Here is a 19,758-nt window from a genome sequence, read left to right on the forward strand (position 1 = left end):
GGAGTCAGTCTCGCGAAGTGGTGTCGGAGTAGTCCGCCCACTTGTCGTACTCATCGGGGTCGACGGCATCCACCGGCTCGGTACGCCTGGCCGGTGCCGATTCGCTCCCGTGGAGCTCCTGAGCCAGAGACGCGAAGTCCGTCTCGTGGGTCTGGTACTTCAATTCGCGAGCAACCTTGGTCTGCTTCGCCTTTGCCCGGCCGCGCCCCATGGGTGGCCCCCTCGCACGTTTGGCCGGCGCCGCCGAGGGCTGCCGGTCGGAGTTGTCTGTTCGTGTGCCAACCCTAACCGGCCGGTGGTGATTCCCGCACGTCGGCCCGCGAAGTGGGCAGCCTGAAGTTTCTCCGCGCCGCTGCCGGCGTGGCGAAAGTCTCGGACCTCAGACGTGGTTGCCGTGCAGCGTGACGCGTGCCTGGTCCTCGTCCGCGGTGCTCTCGGCCAGCTCGACCGTGCCTGCCGCCCAGGCCTCGATGCCGTGCCCGGCGAGCAGGGAGATCGCCCGGTCGACGTCGTGCGCAGCGGTGAGCGAGACCATTCCGACACCGCAGTTCAGCGTGCGCTCGAGGTCGTCGCGCGGGACGTCGCCGGCCTCGGCGACCAGGCGGAACACCGGGGGCAGCGACCAGGTGGTGCGGTCCAGCGTCGCGGCGAGCTCGACCGGCAGCACCCGCTCCAGGTTGGCCGCGAGGCCACCGCCGGTGATGTGCGACATCGCGTGCGTCTCGGTCTCTCGCGCCAGGTCCAGGCAGGCCTTCGCATAGATCCTGGTGGGCTCCAGCAGCTCCTCGCCGAGGGTGCGGCCGAGGTCGTCGACGTGCTGACCCAGCTTCCACTGCGAGGGGCCGGAGAGGCCGTCGGGGAACAGCGTGTGGCGCACCAGGGAGTAGCCGTTGGCGTGCAGGCCGCTGGAGGCCATCGCGATCACCACGTCGCCCGGGCGCACCCGCCCGGGGCCGAGCAGCTGGCTGGCCTCGACGACTCCGGTGGTGGACCCGGCGACGTCGTACTCGTCGGGACCCAGCAGGCCGGGATGCTCGGCGGTCTCGCCGCCGATCAGGCCGCAGCCGGCGACCACGCAGGCCTCGGCGATGCCCTTGACGATGGCTGCGATCCGCTCCGGCACGACCCGGCCGGTGGCGATGTAGTCGGTAAGGAACAGCGGCTCGGCGCCGCAGACGACCAGGTCGTCGACGAGCATCCCGACGAGGTCGAACCCGATGGTGTCGTGCTTGTCCAGCGCCTGTGCGATGGCGACCTTGGTGCCCACGCCGTCGGCCGAGCTGGCCAGCAGCGGCTGGTCGTAGGCCTTGAGCAGGGTGGCGTCGAAGAGGCCTGCGAAGCCGCCGATCCCGCCGATCATCTCGGGTCGCCGCGCCTGCTCGACCCACACCTTCATCAGCTCGACAGCCTTGTCACCGGCATCGATGGAGACACCGGCCTGTTCGTACGTCGTACCGCTCATGGTCGCCTCAGTGCGTCAGGGGCTCCGCCACCGGCAAGGGAGGTGGCGAGGCCGTCGGAGTCGAGCAGGGGGGCGCTCTCGAGCAGGTGGTTGCCGAGGAACTCCGGCTCCGGCAGCTTCACCGGGTAGACACCGTCGAAGCACGCCCGGCACAGCTTCTCCGCGGGCACGGTCGTGGCCTCGATGAGCTGCTCGAGCGAGATGTAGCCCAGGGAGTCGGCATCGATCGAGGAACGGATCTCCTCGGTGCCGAGGCCGTTGGCGATCAGCTCGGCCCGGGTGGCGAAGTCGATGCCGTAGAAGCACGGCCACTTCACCGGCGGGCTGGCGATCCGGACGTGCACCTCGCGGGCACCGGCCTCGCGCAGCATCCGCACCAGCGCACGCTGGGTGTTGCCACGCACGATGGAGTCGTCGACGACCACGAGCCGCTTGCCCTCGATCACGTCGCGCAACGGGTTGAGCTTGAGCCGAATCCCGAGCTGGCGGATCGTCTGGCTGGGCTGGATGAACGTGCGCCCCACATAGGAGTTCTTCACCAGTCCCATGCCGTAGGGGATCCCGCTCGCCTCGGCATACCCGATCGCGGCGGGGGTCCCCGACTCCGGGACCGGGATGACCAGGTCCGCGTCGGCCGGGAAGTCCTGGGCCAGCCGGCGACCGATCTCGACGCGCACGCTGTGGATGCGCTGTCCGGAGATGCGGGTGTCCGGACGGGCCAGGTAGACGAACTCGAACAGGCAGCCCTTGGGCGCGGCCTCGGCGAAGCGACGGGTGCGCAGGCCCTGGTCGTCGATGGCGACCATCTCACCGGGCTCGATCTCGCGGACGTAGGAGGCTCCGACGATGTCGAGCGCCGCCGTCTCGCTCGCCACCACCCAGCCACGCTCCAGCCTGCCGAGCACGAGCGGCCGGATGCCCTGCGGGTCGCGGGCGGCGTAGAGGGTGTTCTCGTCCATCCACACGAACGAGTAGGCACCCTTGAGCTTGGGCAGCAGCTCCGCCGCGCGGTCCTCGAGGGTGGTGTCGGGGTGGTAGGCCAGCAGCGCGGTCACCAGCGAGGTGTCGTTGGTGCTGGTCTGCAGCTTGTGGGCGTTGAAGTCGAGCTCGTTGCCCTCGGCCGGCAGGTCGGCGATCAGCTGCTGGAGCTCGCCGGTGTTGGTCAGGTTGCCGTTGTGGCCCAGCGCGATGGACCCGTCGGCCGTGGGCCGGAACGTGGGCTGGGCGTTGTGCCAGATGCTGGCGCCGGTGGTGGAGTAGCGCGAGTGGCCGATCGCGAGGTGCCCCTGGAGGGCCGCGAGGGTGGACTCGTCGAAGACCTGGGAGACCAGGCCCATGTCCTTGTAGACCAGGATCTGGCGACCGTTGCTGACCGCGATGCCCGCCGACTCCTGGCCACGGTGCTGCAGCGCGTAGAGGCCGTAGTAGGTGAGCTTGGCGACGTCCTCGCCCGGAGCCCAGACACCGAAGACGCCGCAGGCGTCCTGTGGTCCGCGCTCGGCCGGATCGAGGTCGTGATTCAGGCGTCCGTCTCCACGACGGCGTGCCCCGGGGTTCGCTGGGCTGACCACGTCGCCGAGTGTACGTGCCCACGGCCCCGGCTCGCGCCGACGGTCCGGGTTACTCGCGTCCGGTCAGGTAGGACAGCACCGCGACGACGAGCAGCACCGAGACGAACGCCCCTGTGAGCGTCGGTGAGAACAGCACCGGCGCCGCGGTGAGCAGCAGGATGTCGAAGCCGCGGACCACGCTGCCGTAGAGGTTCGTGGGCACGCCACCAGCGGGCGTCGAGACCAGCGGCCGGGAGTAGTCGGGTGGGCGCCCCGTGACCCAGCGCACGGCCCCGGCGAGCGCGCACGCGCCGATGGTCAGGCCCAGCACGACCGCGTCGGCCCAGAGGACGTCGAGGCCGCGGTGCAGTGCGGGAGCGGTGGCCAGGCCGAACAGCAGCAGGGCGACACCGGGTACGACGAGCGTGCTCGACCGGGTGGTGGAGTCCGGGAACGGCATCGCCCGGACCAGGCTCGGCGTGCGGGTCAGCACCCGCATCCCGGCGAGCAGGGGCAGCCCGGCGAGGAAGCCGGCGAGGGCGCCGAGCAGGAGCAGCACCCGGCCCGCGCCGGCCGTCTCGGCGGCGTACGGCAGCGCGACGGCGCCGGCCAGCAGCACCAGGGTCTGCGGGCTGCGGCGCACCCGGCTGAGGTCGCACCAGACCAGCGCCGCCGGGCCGCTGGGCCCGCCCCGTCGGGGACGGACGGCGTCGTGACGGTTCCAGCGGTGCGCGAGGAGCACGTCGTAGAACAGCGCGAGGTCCAGGGTCGCCAGGGCACCGGAGAGCCCGGGGGCCAGGGAGCCGCCGGGGGCCACGGCGTGCCGGCCGAGGCGACCGACCCGTCGTACGGCGAGGACCAGCGCAGCGGCAGCCACGGCCCCGATCACGGCGATCCCCGACCACGAGGCCGTGTCCATCGCGGTGGGCGGCGACCAGCGCGGCCACGCACCCGCGGCCACCAGCACCAGGCCGGTCCAGACGAGGACGCCCAGCACCCAGGTGAGCAGCCGCGCGCCGGTGCCGGAGCCCGACTGGGACAGCGCCGCCAGACAGACCACGGCGAGCGAGAGCAGCGCGGCCGCGACGCTGAACGCCAGCAGCGGGTGCAGGCCGAACCCGCCGAGCGTGCTGGCCGCGGCGGCGAACAGGCCACCGAGGACCGCCGCGATCGCCGTGGTCCGCAGCAGCCGGGGGCGCAGCAGGCTGGCGCGGTCCACGGGGGCGCTGAGCAGCCAGGACCCGACGGCCGGGGGGACGAAGACCGGGCCGAAGATCCGGGAGAGCGTGAGCACGAGCACCAGGACGCCCAGCGCGACCAGCCACGGCAAGGCGGCGCGCGCCTCCTGACAGCCGCCGACCGTGCACGCCTCCTCGGTGACCAGGCGCAGGTTGACGATGACGCTGACCACCATCGAGCCCAGCACCAGGGCGGAGAAGATCATCACGTAGGCGTCCTCGATCGCCTCGCTGATCTTGGTGTCCACCCGCCCGCGCCGCCAGTGCCGGATGTCGCCGCGGAGGTCCTTGACCTCCCTGCTCGCGGCGCTCATCGGCGTACCGGGGTCATGCGGGCTCGCCGAGCACGACCACGCGGTCGGCGACCGCCTCCACCAGCTCCGGCGCGTGACTGGCCATCAGTACGCCGAGCCCGTCGGCCTTCTCCCGGTTGAGCCGGGCGGCCAGCCACTCCAGGCCCGCGGTGTCCAGGCGCTGCTCGGGCTCGTCGAGGACCAGCAGCCGCCTCGGACGGACGAAGGCGCTGGCCAGCGCCAGACGACGCTTCTGGCCCGAGGAGAGGGTGCCGGGGAGCTGGCCCGACTGCGGCATCAGGCCGAGCTCGTGGAGGACCTCGTCGACGACCTGCTCGGCGTCCGGGACCCGGTGGGCCTTGGCGAACAGGTCGAGGTGCTCGACCACGCTCAGGTCGGGGAAGAAGTCCATGTCGTCCATCACGACCGAGAACGCCGACCGCACCCGCGGCGAGCGCTCGTCGAGTGGCTCGCCGTCGAGCTCGATCGTGCCCGCGGTGGGCTTGTCGGCCCCGGTGATGCAGCGCAGCACCGTGGACTTGCCGGCCCCGTTGCGCCCCACCAGCGCGACCGCGCTCCCCGCGTGCACGTCGAGGTCGAGCCCGGTGATCACCTCGACGTCCCCGAAGTTGCGCACCAGCCCCCGCACCTGGAGCAGCGCAGGAGCCGCCGTTGCCTTCGGGGTCTTCTTCTTCTTCGGGGGCACGACCGACAGGGTGCCAGAGGGGGCGGGGCGAGCAGGTCACCTGTTCTCGGCGCCGGCCTTGATCGCCTCGCGGATCCGGTTGTGGGTGCCGCAGCGGCGCACGTTGCGGATCTCGTCGAGGTCCGCGTCGGTGACCTCGTCGGTGGGCGCGATGTCGGCCACCCGGTGAGGCCGACGACGTCGCGGTCCCGTGTCCTACGTCTGCGGCCAGAGCCCGTCGCAGGCCTCGCGCGCGGCCTCCAGGGTGGCCGGGTCGGCGGCCACGATCAGGCCCGCCCCGCCGGAGCGGGCGTCGTACGGTGTGCCGTCCCGGTGGGCGCTGGCGCCGCCCGCCTCCCGGACCATCAGCGTCCCGGGCAGGTGGTCCCACGGGAAGGTGTGCCCGTAGAGCAGGTAGTCGGTGTCCCCCTCGATCAGCTTGGGGTAGTCGATCCCGCAGCACACCCAGGAGCCGATCAGGGCGGGCAGGCCCGCGGGCTGGCGGCCACGGCGCGACCAGATCGACGTGGCGCCCTGCGGCTGGTCACCGGCAGGAGCCCGGTGGATCGGCTCGCCGTTGCGTCGTACGCCGGCACCGTGCTCGGCGACCCAGGCGATCTTGTGCTCGGGCTGCCAGATCCAGCCGCGGACCGTCTCGCCGTCGACCACCTCGGAGAGCATCACGGCGTGGTCGGGCGACCCGTGCACGAAGTTCTTGGTGCCGTCGACGGGATCCACGGTGAAGCCGTGCCCGGCCTCCCGGAAGCGGCGCAGCAGGTCCTTGTCCTCGGAGTAGGCCTCCTCGCCGAGCACCACGGAGTCCGGGTAGGCCTCCAGCAGGGCCTGCGTGATCAGCTCCTCGGCCTCCCGGTCGGCGACCGTGACCAGGTCGCCGGGGTTCTTCTCGTCGATCTGGGCGTCCGAGAGCGAGCGGAACCGGGGGGTGATCACCTCGGCGGCGACCGACTGCATCAGCTCGAGAACGGCCTCGGTCGTGAGTGCCACCTCAGACCTCGAGGGTGGCCAGGTCGGCGAGGAGCAGCGCCTCGGCCAGGCAGACGCGTTCGAACTCCGCGAGGTGCAGTCCCTCGTTGGCGCCGTGCGCCCGCGTGTCCGGGTCCTCGACGCCGGTGACGAGCACGCTGGCGTCGGGGAAGCTCTGCAGGAACTCCGCGATGAACGGGATCGAGCCGCCGACCCCCATGTCGATCGGGCGGACGCCGTCCCAGGCCTCGGCGAAGGCGTTGCGGGCCGCGTCGTACGCCGGCCCGACCGCCTCGATCAGCGTGGGCTCCCCCTTGTCGGTCACCGAGAACGACAGCTCCGCGCCCCAGGGGACGTGGGCCTCGAGGTGCCGGCGCAGGCACTCGATCGCGTTCGCCGAGGTGTCCCCCGGTGCGACCCGCACCGAGATCGCGGCGCGGGCGGTCGGGCTCAGGGTGTTGCTGGCGCCGTCCACCCTGGGGGCGTCCAGGCCGGTGATCGTCAGCGCGGGCTTGGTCCACAACCGCTCCACCGCGGTGCCGGACCCGATGAACTGCACGCCGGGCGCGATCCCGGACTCGGCCAGCAGCCGCTCCTCGGGGTAGTCCACGTCCGCCGCCGGGCCCGCGTGCAGCCCGGCCACGGCGACGTTGCCCTCGTCGTCGTACAGGGTGGCGAGGAGCCGGGTCAGGGTCATCAGCGCGTCGGGCACCAGCCCGCCCCACATGCCCGAGTGGACCGCGTGGGTCAGGGTGCGCACCCCGACGTCGATCGTGGCCAGGCCGCGCAGGCTGGTGGTCAGCGCGGGGACGCCGACGTCCCAGTTGGCGGAGTCGGCGATCACCATCACGTCGCAGCGCAGGAAGTCGTGGTGCTGCTGGAGCAGGGCCGGCAGCGTCTCCGAGCCGACCTCCTCCTCGCCCTCGACGAACATCGTCACGCCGACGTCGAGGTCCTCGCCGAGCGCGCGCACGGCGGCGAGGTGCGCGGCGATCCCGGCCTTGTCGTCGGCGGCGCCGCGGCCGTAGAGACGGTCCCCGCGCTCGGTCGGCTCGAACGGCGGCGAGTCCCACTCGGCGGGGTCGTTCTCGGGCTGCACGTCGTGGTGGGCGTAGAGCAGCACCGTCGGCTTCCCGGGGGGCGCGGGCTTGCGGGCCAGTACGGCGGGCGCGCGACCGTCCTCGTGGGCGCTGACGACCTGGACGTCCTGGAAGCCCTCGCCGCGGAACAGCTCGGCGACGGCCTCGGCGCTGCGTCTCACCTCGGCCGCTCGCGCCGGGTCCGCGCTCACGGACTGGATCCGGACCAGGTCCTCGAGGTCCTGCCGGATGCGGGGCAGCTCGGCGCTCACTCGGGAGCGCAGGTCGTCTCTCTCCATGCTCCGAGCCTAGGTCGCGGGTTCGCCCGGGACCTCATCGGCGGCGTCGCCGATGGGATTCTCCTCCCCCTTCGGAGGTGGTGGCGGCCCCGCGGGCGGTGCGCTGCGACTGGTGACCTGCTCGTCGAGGTAGCGCACCACCACGGCCGCGACCGCGACCACCGGCACGGCCAGGAAGGCGCCGGTGATGCCGAACAGCGTGGACCCCAGGGTGACCGAGAGCAGCACCACGGCGGCGTGCAGGTTCATCGACTGCGACTGCAGCCACGGGGAGAGCACGTTGCCCTCCAGCTGCTGCACCACGACGATCACGCCCAGGATGATCAGCGCCCCGGTGACCCCGTTGGACACGAGTGCCACCAGCACCGCCACGGCGCCGACCACGAACGCGCCCACGATCGGCACGAAGCCGCCGAAGAACGTGAGCACCGCCAGCGGGATCGCGAGCGGCACTCCGACGATCAGCAGCCCGGTCCCGATGAAGACCGCGTCGATGGCCGAGACCAGCGCCTGGGTCCGGATGAAGCCGCCCAGCGTGGACCAGGCGCGCGTGACGACCTCGGCGAGGTGGGGGCCGGCGGAGGGACCGGCGAGCCGGCGCAGCCAGGGGATGAAACGACGTCCGTCCTTGAGGAACAGGAAGGTGAGGATCAGGCTGATCACGAGGGTGATGCCGGCGTTGCCGACCGCGGAGACCCCCGTGAGCACGCCGGAGGCGATCTTGCCCGCCGACCCGGTCACCTTCTCCTGGAGGCTCTCCAGGGCTGTGTTCACCTGCGCGGCGGAGACGAAGTCGCTCTCCTTGACCCAGTCCCCCAGCCGCTGCAGGCCCGCCGTGGTGTCGGAGACGATCTGGTCGGACTGGCCGACCACCGACGGCGCGATCGCGAACCCGACGCCGACCAGGACCGCGATGGTGCCCAGCAGCGCCGCCGCGGCCGCGAGGCCGGCCGGGAACCGGAACCGGTCCCGGAGCATCGCGGCCAGGGGCGCCAGCACGGTGGTGATCACCAGGGCCAGCAGCACCGGGAGCACGATCCCCCACGTCCTCTGGATCACCAGGCCCAGCAGGACGACGCCGAGAGCGATCGAGACCCAGCGCAGGCTCCAGCGGGCGGTCCAGGCGATCCCGTCCCCGATCACGTGCTCGCGCTGCTTCAGCCCGGGCGGGTCGGCGGCCGCGGGCACTGTCGTCTCGGACACGGCCCGATCCTTCGCACTCATGTACCCGAGGGTGTCAGGCAGGCCCAGCGGCCCACAACGCGCACCCGCCGGGGCGGCGCCTCAGTCCTCGGCCGGCGGGCTCGTGAGCGGCAGGTAGGCCGACAGGTCCGCCCGCTGCCCGGAGGCTCGGATCCTGCCCTCGGACATCGCGTCGGCCCAGGAGACAGTGCCGGTCGCGAGGCCGATCCAGGTGACCGCGTCGAGCTCGACCACCGCAGGCGGCGTACCCCTGGTGTGGCGGACGCCCGGGATCACCTGCGCCGCGGCGTACGGCGGCACCCGCACCTCCACCGACTTCCCCGGCGCCCGCTCCGCCAGCACCGCGAGGAAGTGCTTGCTCAACAGCTTCAGGTCAGCCCGCGTCCGCTCCTCCCGCCCCAGCGCCTCCGCGACGGCCACCGGGTCCTGGAGCTGCAGATGCGTGGGCACCGGACCACGGTATCCGCGCCGGGGACCCGGGACCCGACCGGATAGTCCGAGACGTTTCCGTTGCCGATCGGGCCGAAGTACGACCGTTCCGTCTCGGACTATCCCGACGCCGCGAACCGCCCGGCCACCCGGGCGACCAGCTCGCGCAGCTCCTCGGGGTGCTCGACGGTGAACTCGGCGTCCAGCTCGGCCAGCACCATCAGCGGCCACTGCAACGAGTCCACGTGCATCGTCAGCAGGCAGCCGTCGCCGTCGGGCTCCGTCTCTCCCCAGCGTCCGACCGCGGCGGCGACCTTCTCGGGGGAGGTCGCGACGCGCACCCTGACCTCGTAGCGCTGCGGCATCCGGCGGATCCCACCCTGCACGAAGGCCACCGCGTCCTGCGCGGGCAGCTCGCGCGGCCGGTAGCGCTGCCCGGTCGCCACGACGTTCGCGATCCGGTCCAGCCGGAACGAACGCCAGTCCTGCCGGTCCCGGTCGTAGGCGACGAGGTACCAGCGCCGTCCGAGCGAGACCAGGCGCAGCGGCTCCGCCCGGCGCTGCGTGGTCTCCGACTCGCGTGCGGTGTAGTCGAAGCGGACCAGCTCGTCGTCGCGGCAGGCCTGGGCCAGCGTGGTGAGCACGTCGGCGTCGATCACCGGTCCGCCGCCCCACACCGGGTTGTCGGTCTGGGATCGGACGGCGTCCATCCTGCGGCGCAGCCGCGGCGGCATCAGCGCGATGAGCTTGGTCAGCGCCTGCACCGAGGTCTCCTCCATCCCGGTGACCCCGCCGGCCGCGGCGGTGCGCAGCCCGACCGCGATCGCGACCGCCTCCTCGTCCTCGAGGAGCAGCGGCGGCAGCGAGCCGCCGGGCCTGAGCTGGTAGCCGCCGGCCACGCCCCGGGTCGCGTCCACGTCGTACCCGAGCTCGCGCAGCCGCTCGACGTCGCGTCGCAGCGTGCGTGGGCTGACCGCGAGCCGCTCCGAGAGCTCGTCGCCGGGCCAGTGCCGGTGGGTCTGGAGCAGCGAGAGCAGTCGCAGCATCCGTGCGCTCGGGTTCATCTGCCCAGACTAATTCCGATTGCGGTCAGGATCTGGCCGCAATGGTTCCTAGCGTGGGATCCATGAGCGAACACACCACCACAACAGTCATCAGGACCCAGGGCCTGACCAGGCACTTCACCCGGCACAAGAAGACGGTCGAGGCGGTGCGCGGCCTCGACCTCGAGGTCGCGCCCGGCGAGCTCGTCGCGTTCCTCGGCCCCAACGGAGCGGGCAAGTCGACCACGCTGCGGATGCTGACCACGCTGATCGCGCCGACCTCGGGCACCGCCACGGTCGCCGGGTACGACGTCGTGGCCCAGCGCCGCGACGTACGCCGCAGCATCGGGTACGTCGGACAGGGCAACGGCGCCGGTCACCAGCAACGCGGCCGTGACGAGCTCGTCAGCCAGGCACGGGCGCACGGCATGGACCGGGCCGCGTCCCGGCGACGGGCCGACGAGCTGCTGGAGGCCTTCGACCTCACCGAGCACGCGCGACGCCCCGTCTCCACCCTGTCCGGAGGCCAGCGGCGCCGGCTCGACGTCGCGATCGGCCTGGTGCACACCCCACGGCTGCTGTTCCTCGACGAGCCCTCCACCGGGCTCGACCCGCAGAACCGCGCCAACCTGCAGGAGCAGATCCGGCGGCTGCACGCGGAGTTCGGCACCACGATCGTGCTCACCACCCACTACCTCGAGGAGGCCGACGCCATCGCGGACCGGGTCGTGGTGATCGACCACGGCCTGGTGATCGCCGACGACACCGCCGCCGGTCTCAAGTCCGGTCTCGGCGACCTGGTCACGCTGAGCTTCGGCGACGACCACCAGGCGGCGGCCGCCGCCCGGCGAGTGAGCGCCCAGCCGGACGCGACGGCCACCGTGGAGCGCACCGGGGCGACGGTCTCCATCCGCTCCGCTCGCGGGGCCGAGCACGCACCGGCGCTGGTGCAGGACCTCGCTCGCACCGGCACTCCCGTCCAGCGCATCGAGGTGGCCGGGCCCACCCTGGACGACGTCTTCCTCGACCTGACCGGGCGCAGCCTGCGCGAGAGCAACCACGTCACCGAGGGGCCCGAGACGGCCCCCGTCACCGAAGGAGCAGCGGCATGAGCACCGTCACCGCACCGGCCCACCGGGTCGGGGACCTCGCCGAGCCGTCCACGAACCCCGGCTTCCTGCAGGACACCTGGAACGTGATGGTCCGCGAGCTGAAGCCGGTCTTCCGCGAGCCCGCCTCGGTGCTGTTCGCGATGGTCCAGCCGCTCGTCTTCCTGGGGCTGTTCGCCCCGCTGCTGCCCGAGGTCGGGAGCGGCTCGGCGCTGCAGTGGTTCGTGCCGGGCATCGTCGCGATGACCGCCCTGATGGGCGCCTCGTTCACCGGCGCCAACCTGATGCAGGAGATCGTCTCCGGCTCGCACGAACGGCTGCTGGTCTCGCCGCTGAGCCGGTCCTCGCTGCTGGTGGGCCGGGCGATGAAGGAGGTCGTGCCGATGCTGATGCAGACCGCGATCATCCTGCTGGTGGTCACCCCGTTCAGCTTCGAGCTGCACCTGGGCGGCGTACTGGTGGGGATGGCGCTGCTGGCCGTGTTCAGCATCGGCGTCGGCGCGCTGTCCTTCGCCCTGGCGCTGGTCTCCAAGGACCAGGACTGGCTGTTCTGGACGGTGCAGCAGACCTGCATCTTCCCGCTGCTGCTCCTGGCCGGCGTACTCCTGCCGCTCCAGGGCGCCCCGGGCTGGCTGCGGACGGCCGCGGACCTGAACCCGCTGAAGTACGTCGTGGAGGCCGAGCGGGCCCTGTTCGCCGGCACCTTCCCGGTCGACACCGTGGCCTACGGGTTCCTCGGCGCCGCGGTGGTCGCCGTACTCGGCCTGCTCGTGGGCCTGCGCGCGATGGACCGCTCCAGCTAGGGAGCGCCGAGCCGGGATAGTCCGAGACGTTTCCGTCGTCAATTGCCTTCGAGTACGACGGAAAGGTCTCGGACTATCCGGGTGCTCAGGCCATTGCGGCGGGAAGCGTGAGCCGCCAGGCGGTCCCCAGCTCCTCGAGGGGTACGTCGAACGCGCCGGCCACGACCAGGGAGTCGCCGCGGGTCTGGCCCAGGGAGGTGATCGGCACGTCGTGCTCGGCGGCGAGCTCGAAGAGGCGCTCCTCGTCCTCCAGCGAGACCGACACGACCACGCGGGCCGCGGACTCGCTGAACAGGGCGAGGAACGGGTCCCCGCCGGCCACCTCGGTGAGGTCGACCTCGGCGCCGACGCCGTTGCGCAGGCAGGACTCTGCCAGCGCCTGGGCGAGGCCGCCGTCGGAGACGTCGTGGGCCGAGGAGATCACGCCGGTCGCCGCGACCAGCAGCTCGCTGAGCGCGCGTTCTGCGGCCAGGTCGACCACCGGCGGCAGGCCACCGAGGTGGTCGTGGACCACGTTGGCCCACTCCGAGCCGGAGAGCTCCTCGCGGGTCGCGCCGAGCAGCAGCACCCGCTCGCCGGCCGCACCGAACCCGGTGGGCGTGCGGCGGGTGACGTCCTCGATCACGCCGAGGACGGCGACCACCGGCGTCGGCAGGATCGCGGTCTCGCCGGTCTGGTTGTAGAGGCTCACGTTGCCGCCGGTGACCGGGATCCCGAGCTCGACGCAGGCGTCCTTGAGCCCGCGGCAGGCCTCGGCGAACTGCCACATCACCGCGGGGTCCTCGGGGGAGCCGAAGTTGAGGCAGTCGCTGATCGCCATCGGGGTGGCGCCACCGGTCGAGACGTTGCGGTAGGACTCGGCGAGGGCGAGCTGCGCGCCGGCGTACGGGTCCAGGCGAGCGAACCGGCCGTTGCAGTCGGTGGAGACAGCGACCCCGAGGTTGGTGGACGGGTCGACCCGGATCATCCCGCTGTCGCTGGGCTGGGCGAGCACGGTGTTGCCCTGCACGTAGCGGTCGTACTGGTCGGTGACCCAGGACTTGTCGCACAGGTTGGGGCTGGCGACCAGGCGCAGCAGGGTCTCGCGCAGCTCCTCGCCCGTGGTCGGGCGCGGGAGGAGCTCGGCCGCGTCGGCCTGCAGCGCGTCCTGGGAGTCCGGTCGCGCGAACGGGCGGTGGTAGGTCGGGCCGTCGTGGGCCACCGAGCGCGGGGGTACGTCGACCACGCGCTCGCCGTGCCAGTCGATCTGCAGGTGGTCGCCGTCGGTGACCTCGCCGATCACGGTGGCCTCGACGTCCCACTTCTCGCAGATGGCCAGGAAGCGCTGCACGTCGGCGGGCTCCACGACCGCCATCATCCGCTCCTGGCTCTCGCTCATCAGGATCTCCTCGGGCACCAGGGAGGAGTCGCGCAGCGGCACCAGGCCGAGCTCGATGTGCATCCCGCCGTCACCGGCGCTGGCCAGCTCGCTGGTCGCGCAGGACAGCCCGGCGCCGCCGAGGTCCTGGATGCCGGCGACGACGCCGGCGTGGAAGAGCTCGAGGGTGCACTCGATCAGCAGCTTCTCCTGGAACGGGTCCCCCACCTGCACGCTGGGCCGCTTCGCCGGACCGGAGCTGCCGTCGGCGGACTCGTCGAAGGTCTCGCTGGCGAGGACGCTCACCCCGCCGATCCCGTCGCCGCCGGTGCGGGCGCCGTACAGGATCACCTGGTTGCCGACCCCGCTGGCCTTGGCGAGGTGGAGGTCCTCGTGGCGCAGCACGCCGACGCACAGGGCGTTGACGAGCGGGTTGCCGGCGTACGTCGCGTCGAAGACGACCTCGCCGCCGATGTTGGGCAGGCCGAGGCAGTTGCCGTACCCGCCCACGCCCGCGACGATCCCGGGCAGCACCCGGTGGGTGTCGGGAGCGTCCAGCGGCCCGAACCGGAGCGGGTCCATCACCGCGACCGGGCGCGCGCCCATGGCGAGGATGTCGCGGACGATGCCGCCGACGCCGGTGGCGGCGCCCTGGTAGGGCTCCACGTAGGAGGGGTGGTTGTGGCTCTCCACCTTGAAGGTGACCGCGTAGCCCTGGCCGACGTCGATGACCCCGGCGTTCTCGCCGATGCCGGCCAGCATCTTGCCGGCCCGGGTCTCCTGCGGGATCTCGGAGAACTGCTTGAGGTGCACCTTGGAGGACTTGTAGGAGCAGTGCTCGCTCCACATCACCGAGTACATCGCCAGCTCGGAGCTGGTGGGACGGCGGCCGAGGATCTCGCGGATCCGGCCGTACTCGTCGGCCTTGAGGCCCAGCTCCGCCCATGGCTGGTCGCGCTCGGGGTCCTTGGCGGCGGTCGTGACGGTGTCCAGTTGCACCGGCTCATCCTATGAGCGCCGGCCATCCGCCGTTCGCCGGACCTGTCCGGGCCGGCGGTGCCGGCCCGCCACGGGACCGGGTGCGGGAGGCAGCGGCCGTGACCGCCACGCCGGATCCGTGCCCGGCCGACCCGCGGCGCCCACCTGGAAATGGGTGCCGACGGCATTCTTTCGGAAAATGAATTACATATTTGTAATTCACAAGAATGCCTGTTACTGGTGTGACGAGCGGGGTTAGGGTGACGAAGTTTTCCGACATTCCAGGAGATTCTGATGCTTCCCCTTGCCCCCCTCCGGAGCACCGCCACTCGGGCACGCCGCTGGTTGGTGGCCGTGTCCGCCACCACTGTCGCGCTGGCCGTGTCGGGCACCATGCTCAGCGTCCCCGCGCACGCCGCGAACCCGGTGACCCCGGGCAACTACCGCGGACTCGGGTTCGACCAGTGCGAGGCGCCGAGCCAGGCCGCGATGAGCACCTGGATCAAGAAGTCGCCCTTCCGCGCGGCCGGCATCTACATCTCCGGGGCCTCCCGCGCCTGCCAGCGGCAGACCAACCTGACGCCGACCTGGGTCAAGAACCAGCTCGCCGCCGGGTGGCGGCTGATGCCGATCACCCTCGGCCCGCAGGCCTCCTGCTCGCACCGCTACCCGCGCTACGGGAAGAACATCGACCCGACGATCAACCCGAGCACCACCAACACCTACGCGGCGGCTCGCGCCCAGGGCGCCCTCGAGGCACGCCGGGCCGTGACCCGGGCACGCGAGCTCGGGATCGTCCCCGGCAGCACGATCTTCTACGACCTCGAGGCGTTCAGCGCCAAGACCACCTCGGCGTGCATGCAGTCCGCGCTGTGGTTCACCAGTGCCTGGACGACCGAGCTGCACCGCTACAAGTACGCCTCCGGCTTCTACTCCAGCGCTGCGTCCGGGATCAAGATGCTCGACGACGCGCGGGTCAAGGCTGGCAACAAGATCGTGATGCCCGACCAGATCTGGATCGCGGACTGGGACGGCAAGGCCAACACCTCCTCGACCTACATCCGCAGCGACGGGTGGAAGCCCTACGGCCGCGCGAAGCAGTTCCAGGGCGGTCACAACGAGACCTGGGGCGGCGTGAAGATCAACATCGACCGCAACTACCTCGACCTGCGTACGCCGCGCATCCCCGGCGTCGCCGCACCGGCACCTGCGCCCGCCCCGGCGGCACCGGTCGCCAACGGCCTGCGCTACACGGGCACCGCGACCACCGACGCCAAGTGCACCGTGAAGTCGATGAACCGGCGCTCCTACGTCGCCAGCAGCAGCACCGTCGCCACCGGCCTCACGGTCCCGCTGCAGTGCCTGCTCAAGCAGCGTGGGTTCTACCGCTACCAGGTCACCGGCCGCTGGAACGCCCAGACCATCTCGGCGCTGCACGCCTTCCAGCGCAGTGCCGGCACCTCCGCCCGCAAGTACGTCTCCCGCAGCGACTGGGTGCGGCTGCTCTCGGCCGGCGGCCAGGGTCGGGTGCTCAAGCGCGGCAACCTCGGCTCCGACGTGATCCGGGTGCAGCGTGCCCTGAACGCAGCCGGGAAGCCGCGCCTGAAGGTCACCGGCCGCTACAACAAGGCAACCGCGAAGGCCGTCGGCGCCTACCAGCGGCGCCACGGCATCAGCTCGACCAAGGTCACGGCCACCAAGACGTGGGCCGCGCTGCGGGCCGGACGCGCCTGACCCAGGCAGTCCTCAGTCAGGGCACTCAGTCACGGCACTCAGTCAGGGCCCGGGGGCCCAGCCGGTTCACCCGGCTGGTCCGCCGGGCCCGTCTGGTCTGTCGGTCCGGTGCGGGTCAGGTCGGGGTCAGGCGTCCTGGAGGGCGGCTACGGCGCTGGCGAAGAACCCGAGCCCGTCGGTGCCCGGACCGCACAGCTCCTCGATCGCGTGCTCGGGGTGCGGCATCAGCCCCACCACGTTGCCGGCCTCGTTGGTGATGCCGGCGATCGCCCGCTGGGACCCGTTGGGGTTCGCCCCCACGTAACGCGCGACCACGCGCCCCTCCCCCTCGAGCACGTCGAGGGTGTGCTGGTCGGCCACGAAGGAGCCCTCACCGTTCTTGAGCACGATGGTGACCTCCTGGCCGGCGTCGTACGCCGTGGTCCAGGCGGTGGTGTTGTTCTCGATCCGCACGACCTGGTCGAGGCAGCCGAACTTGCGGCTGGAGTTGCGGATCAGCGCCCCCGGCAGCAGGTGGGACTCGCACAGGATCTGGAAGCCGTTGCAGATGCCCAGCACCGGCAGGCCCCCCTTCGCCGCGGAGATGACCTCGGTCATCACCGGCGCGAACCGGGCGATGGCGCCGCAGCGCAGGTAGTCGCCGTAGGAGAAGCCCCCGGGAAGCACGACCGCGTCGACCCCCTTGAGGTCGTGGTCGCCGTGCCACAGCGCGACGGGCTCGGCGCCGGCGAGGCGTACGCCGCGCTGCGCGTCGACGTCGTCGAGCGAGCCGGGGAAGGTGACGACGCCGATCCTCACTGGACGACCCGGACTTCGTAGTCCTCGATCACCGGGTTGGAGAGCAGCGTGGCGGCCATCTCGTGCACCTGCGCCAGCCGCGCCTCGGTGACGTCGCCCTCGAGCTCGAGCTCGAAGCGCTTGCCCTGCCGCACCTCGTTGACCCCTTCGAAGCCGAGCCGGGGCAGGGCACCCTGGACAGCCTTGCCCTGCGGGTCGAGGATCTCGGGCTTGGGCATGACGTCGACGACGACACGGGACACGGGTGGCCCCTTTCGCTTCGGGGTACGGGGCGGCGCCAGTCTAACGACGGTGCGCAGGTCTCCCCGGACGGACCGGGGAAACCTGCGCGCGTGCCTGCACCCTGGCGGCGCCGCCTGCGCTCACGAGTTCAGCGCGGTGGAGCCACCGGACGGGGCGTCCGGGGTGCGGGCCCCGCTCTGGCCGTCCTTCTGGCCGTCCTTCTGGCCGCCCTTCGGGCCACCGGGACCGGCGCCGTCCTCGTCGCAGCCGGGACCACCGGGACCACCGCGGCCGGGGCGTCCGTGACCGCCTGGGCCGCCGAGCTCCTCGGTGCCGGTGATCTTGAAGTCCTTGTCGAGCTTCACGACCAGCGGCTGGTCGTCGTCGACTATGTGCGCCTCGTAGACGCCCTCGGAGTCGGTCTCGACCCGCTCGATGGTGGCGTCGGGGTACTTCGCCCTGACCGCGTCCTCCACCTTCGTCTTCTTCGTGCCGGTGAGCGGCTCCTCGTTTCCGTGCGGACCCCGCGCCTCGCCTCGGTCCTGGCCACCGTGGTGGTCGGCGGAGTACGACGCGTTCTCACGGGGGCTCCCGGAGTCGGCGGACGCGGCCGAGATCGCCCCGGCGGTGACGCCACCGATCACGAGACCGGCCACGCCGACCGCCGATGTCAGCACGATGGTCCGCCTGCGCGGCGACCGCTCGCGTTTCGGGGACGGGTTGGTGTTCTCGTTCATCTGGCAACCTCCAAGTGCTCGGATCGCCCGGTGAACCTCCACCGGGTCACCTCACACGATGCCCACCGGATCTGGGCCGACGGCGTGCAGAACCTGTGTGCGGGCTGGGAGATGCCGTGGATCAGCGCGAGGACGGTCCACGCAGTACGACGATCGCCAGCGCGATGCCGAACCCGGCGATCGCCGGGCCCACGATCGCCCAGAACTCGACCCCGGTCATCGGGCTGCCCTCCAGCACCCCGAGGCCCTGCAGGGTGAACACGATGCCCGCCACCACCATCAGCAGGCTCAGCGCGATTCCGATCATCCGACCCATCAGCCCGCCCTCCCCGAGACCAGGCGTGCGGCCCGCCGCAGATCACTGCGTACGGCGGGCAGTCCGGCCCGGGTCGCCACCCAGCCCACGGGTCGCAGCGGGCCGCGACCGTGCACGCTGAAGGAGGCGGTCACCCGGCAGCCGGTCTCGCCGGGAGCCGGGCTCGCAGCGAAGCCGAGCTCGAGGTCCGCCTCGATCCCGTGCCAGCGTCCGGTCTCGGCCCAGAGCAGGTCGGGAACCATCTCGGTGATCTCCATCTCCGGCGCGATCCGCGCCGCGGTGAGGTCTCGCCAGCGCATGCCGACTCTCGGCGCGCCCTCGTCGATCAGCTCGACCGCGCGCAGGGAGGACTGCCACTGCGGCCGGTTGCGCGGGTCCGCGAGGTACTCGTAGGCCACCGCCACCGGCACGTCGTACTCGACCGTGGTCCTCAGGGCGCCGTCCCGGCTCATGGCCGCATCAGAAACGTTCGCCGGTGAGCTTCTCGAACGCCTCGACGTAGCGGGCGCGGGTGCGCTCGACCACCTCGGCGGGCAGCGGCGGCGGCGCCTCGCCCGAGGACCGGTCCCAGCCGCTCTCCGGGGAGAGCAGCCAGTTGCGCACGATCTGCTTGTCGTAGGAGTCCTGGGTGCGCCCGGGCGCCCAGTCCTTGGCCGGCCAGTACCGGCTCGAGTCGGGGGTGAGCACCTCGTCGGCGAGCACCGTGGTGCCGACCGCGGCGCTGTCCCCCACCTGCGGTCCGAGTCGGGACCCGAACTCCAGCTTGGTGTCGGCCAGGATGATGCCCCGCTCACGGGCCAGGCCCTCGGCGCGCGCGTAGACCGCGAGCGTCAGGTCGCGCAGCTCCTCGGCCGCGGCCGCACCGATGTCGCCGACGACGCTGTCGAAGGAGACGTTCTCGTCGTGGTCACCGAGGGCCGCCTTGGTGGCCGGGGTGAAGATCGGGGACGGCAGCCGGCTCCCGTCGACCAGCCCCTTGGGCAGCGGGACCCCGCACACCTGGCCGGTGGACTGGTAGTCGAGCAGGCCCGACCCGGTCAGGTAGCCCCGCGCCACGCACTCCACGGGGTACATCGCCAGCTCCTCGCAGACGATCGCCCTCCCCTTGACCGACTCGGGGACGTCGGTGGACTTCACGTGGTTGGGCACGAGGTCCGCGAGCTGGGCGAACCACCACAGGGACATCCGGGTGAGGATCTCGCCCTTGTCGGGGATCGTGGTGTCGAGGACGAAGTCGTAGGCCGAGATCCGGTCGCTGGCGACCATGAGCAGACTGCCGTCCTGCAACCGGTAGAGGTCACGGACCTTGCCGGAGTGGACGTGGACCGCGCCTTCGATCTCCGGCGCCGGGGGAATGTTGTGCACGGTGCCACCCTACAAAGCGGTCAGGTCCACCCGGTCCGCAGACGACTGTGGGGTGTGTCGGCTTGCGCCGACAC

Annotated in this window: 21 protein-coding genes; 3 read left to right on the forward strand and 18 right to left on the reverse strand. The window is 71.9% G+C overall.

Annotated elements, in window-relative coordinates:
• Nucleotides 1-4 precede the first annotated feature (4 nt).
• The 11 genes from AC4BGC_RS15755 to AC4BGC_RS15805 form a co-directional block, all read right to left on the reverse strand.
• Nucleotides 5-211, reverse strand: coding sequence for a DUF3073 domain-containing protein (locus AC4BGC_RS15755; RefSeq protein ID WP_490547497.1), 207 nt, complete (start codon nt 209-211; stop codon nt 5-7).
• Between the two features lie 168 nt (nt 212-379).
• Nucleotides 380-1,462, reverse strand: coding sequence for a phosphoribosylformylglycinamidine cyclo-ligase (gene purM, locus AC4BGC_RS15760; RefSeq protein WP_490547496.1), 1,083 nt, complete (start codon nt 1,460-1,462; stop codon nt 380-382).
• Nucleotides 1,459-3,033, reverse strand: a complete 1,575-nt coding sequence (gene purF, locus AC4BGC_RS15765) for an amidophosphoribosyltransferase (RefSeq protein ID WP_490547495.1) — start codon at nt 3,031-3,033, stop codon at nt 1,459-1,461. Before purF ends, purM begins: the two co-directional genes overlap by 4 nt.
• Before the next feature lie 49 nt (nt 3,034-3,082).
• The gene (locus AC4BGC_RS15770; protein ID WP_490556569.1) at nt 3,083-4,564 is read right to left on the reverse strand and encodes a DUF6297 family protein; all 1,482 of its coding nucleotides are present in this window, start codon (nt 4,562-4,564) and stop codon (nt 3,083-3,085) included.
• A gap of 13 nt (nt 4,565-4,577) precedes the next feature.
• A complete protein-coding gene (locus AC4BGC_RS15775) occupies nt 4,578-5,249 on the reverse strand; it encodes an ABC transporter ATP-binding protein (protein ID WP_490556570.1) in 672 nt (223 codons plus the stop codon).
• Between the two features lie 36 nt (nt 5,250-5,285).
• Nucleotides 5,286-5,411, reverse strand: a complete 126-nt coding sequence (locus AC4BGC_RS15780) for a hypothetical protein (RefSeq protein WP_490556571.1) — start codon at nt 5,409-5,411, stop codon at nt 5,286-5,288.
• A 33-nt stretch (nt 5,412-5,444) separates the two neighbouring features.
• Entirely contained in the window at nt 5,445-6,233 is a 789-nt protein-coding gene (locus tag AC4BGC_RS15785) for an inositol monophosphatase family protein (protein ID WP_490556572.1), read from the reverse strand.
• Nucleotide 6,234: 1 nt separating this feature from the next.
• Nucleotides 6,235-7,590, reverse strand: coding sequence for a dipeptidase (locus AC4BGC_RS15790; RefSeq protein WP_490556573.1), 1,356 nt, complete (start codon nt 7,588-7,590; stop codon nt 6,235-6,237).
• A 9-nt stretch (nt 7,591-7,599) separates the two neighbouring features.
• Nucleotides 7,600-8,793 (reverse strand): AI-2E family transporter, encoded by a 1,194-nt coding sequence (locus AC4BGC_RS15795; protein ID WP_490556574.1) that lies wholly within the window; start codon nt 8,791-8,793, stop codon nt 7,600-7,602.
• 81 nt (nt 8,794-8,874) lie between these two features.
• Nucleotides 8,875-9,243 carry a sterol carrier family protein gene (locus AC4BGC_RS15800; RefSeq protein WP_490547488.1) on the reverse strand — a complete coding sequence of 123 codons (369 nt, stop codon included), beginning with the start codon at nt 9,241-9,243 and terminating at the stop codon, nt 8,875-8,877.
• A gap of 98 nt (nt 9,244-9,341) precedes the next feature.
• On the reverse strand, nt 9,342-10,286 hold the full coding sequence (locus AC4BGC_RS15805; protein ID WP_490556575.1) for a helix-turn-helix transcriptional regulator: 945 nt from the start codon (nt 10,284-10,286) through the stop codon (nt 9,342-9,344).
• A gap of 62 nt (nt 10,287-10,348) precedes the next feature.
• Here AC4BGC_RS15805 and AC4BGC_RS15810 point away from each other — a divergent pair, with 62 nt between their 5' ends.
• On the forward strand, nt 10,349-11,377 hold the full coding sequence (locus AC4BGC_RS15810; protein WP_490556576.1) for an ABC transporter ATP-binding protein: 1,029 nt from the start codon (nt 10,349-10,351) through the stop codon (nt 11,375-11,377).
• Complete coding sequence (locus AC4BGC_RS15815; RefSeq protein ID WP_490556577.1) at nt 11,374-12,177, forward strand: ABC transporter permease; 804 nt, start codon at nt 11,374-11,376, stop codon at nt 12,175-12,177. Before AC4BGC_RS15810 ends, AC4BGC_RS15815 begins: the two co-directional genes overlap by 4 nt.
• An 85-nt stretch (nt 12,178-12,262) precedes the next feature.
• Here the strand turns inward: AC4BGC_RS15815 and purL are convergent, their stop codons facing one another.
• Nucleotides 12,263-14,533 carry a phosphoribosylformylglycinamidine synthase subunit PurL gene (purL, locus tag AC4BGC_RS15820; protein WP_490556578.1) on the reverse strand — a complete coding sequence of 757 codons (2,271 nt, stop codon included), beginning with the start codon at nt 14,531-14,533 and terminating at the stop codon, nt 12,263-12,265.
• A 333-nt stretch (nt 14,534-14,866) separates the two neighbouring features.
• Between purL and AC4BGC_RS15825 the strand changes: the two genes are divergently transcribed.
• Nucleotides 14,867-16,246, forward strand: a complete 1,380-nt coding sequence (locus AC4BGC_RS15825; protein ID WP_490556579.1) for a glycoside hydrolase domain-containing protein — start codon at nt 14,867-14,869, stop codon at nt 16,244-16,246.
• Nucleotides 16,247-16,372: 126 nt separating this feature from the next.
• Here the strand turns inward: AC4BGC_RS15825 and purQ are convergent, their stop codons facing one another.
• The 6 genes from purQ to AC4BGC_RS15855 all read right to left on the reverse strand — a co-directional run bounded on the left by purQ (nt 16,373) and on the right by AC4BGC_RS15855 (nt 19,684).
• Nucleotides 16,373-17,044 (reverse strand): phosphoribosylformylglycinamidine synthase subunit PurQ, encoded by a 672-nt coding sequence (gene purQ / locus AC4BGC_RS15830; protein WP_490547482.1) that lies wholly within the window; start codon nt 17,042-17,044, stop codon nt 16,373-16,375.
• Nucleotides 17,041-17,286 carry a phosphoribosylformylglycinamidine synthase subunit PurS gene (gene purS, locus AC4BGC_RS15835; protein ID WP_490556580.1) on the reverse strand — a complete coding sequence of 82 codons (246 nt, stop codon included), beginning with the start codon at nt 17,284-17,286 and terminating at the stop codon, nt 17,041-17,043. Before purS ends, purQ begins: the two co-directional genes overlap by 4 nt.
• 120 nt (nt 17,287-17,406) lie before the next feature.
• Nucleotides 17,407-18,003, reverse strand: coding sequence for a hypothetical protein (locus AC4BGC_RS15840; RefSeq protein WP_490556581.1), 597 nt, complete (start codon nt 18,001-18,003; stop codon nt 17,407-17,409).
• Nucleotides 18,004-18,124: 121 nt separating this feature from the next.
• Nucleotides 18,125-18,319 (reverse strand): hypothetical protein, encoded by a 195-nt coding sequence (locus AC4BGC_RS15845; RefSeq protein WP_490547479.1) that lies wholly within the window; start codon nt 18,317-18,319, stop codon nt 18,125-18,127.
• Nucleotides 18,319-18,771 (reverse strand): SRPBCC family protein, encoded by a 453-nt coding sequence (locus tag AC4BGC_RS15850; RefSeq protein ID WP_490547478.1) that lies wholly within the window; start codon nt 18,769-18,771, stop codon nt 18,319-18,321. The genes AC4BGC_RS15845 and AC4BGC_RS15850 overlap by 1 nt, the downstream gene beginning before the upstream one ends.
• A gap of 7 nt (nt 18,772-18,778) precedes the next feature.
• Nucleotides 18,779-19,684 carry a phosphoribosylaminoimidazolesuccinocarboxamide synthase gene (locus AC4BGC_RS15855; protein ID WP_490547477.1) on the reverse strand — a complete coding sequence of 302 codons (906 nt, stop codon included), beginning with the start codon at nt 19,682-19,684 and terminating at the stop codon, nt 18,779-18,781.
• Between the last annotated feature and the right edge of the window lie 74 nt (nt 19,685-19,758).

The sequence above is a fragment of the Nocardioides sp. Z38_18 genome (assembly GCF_058215695.1).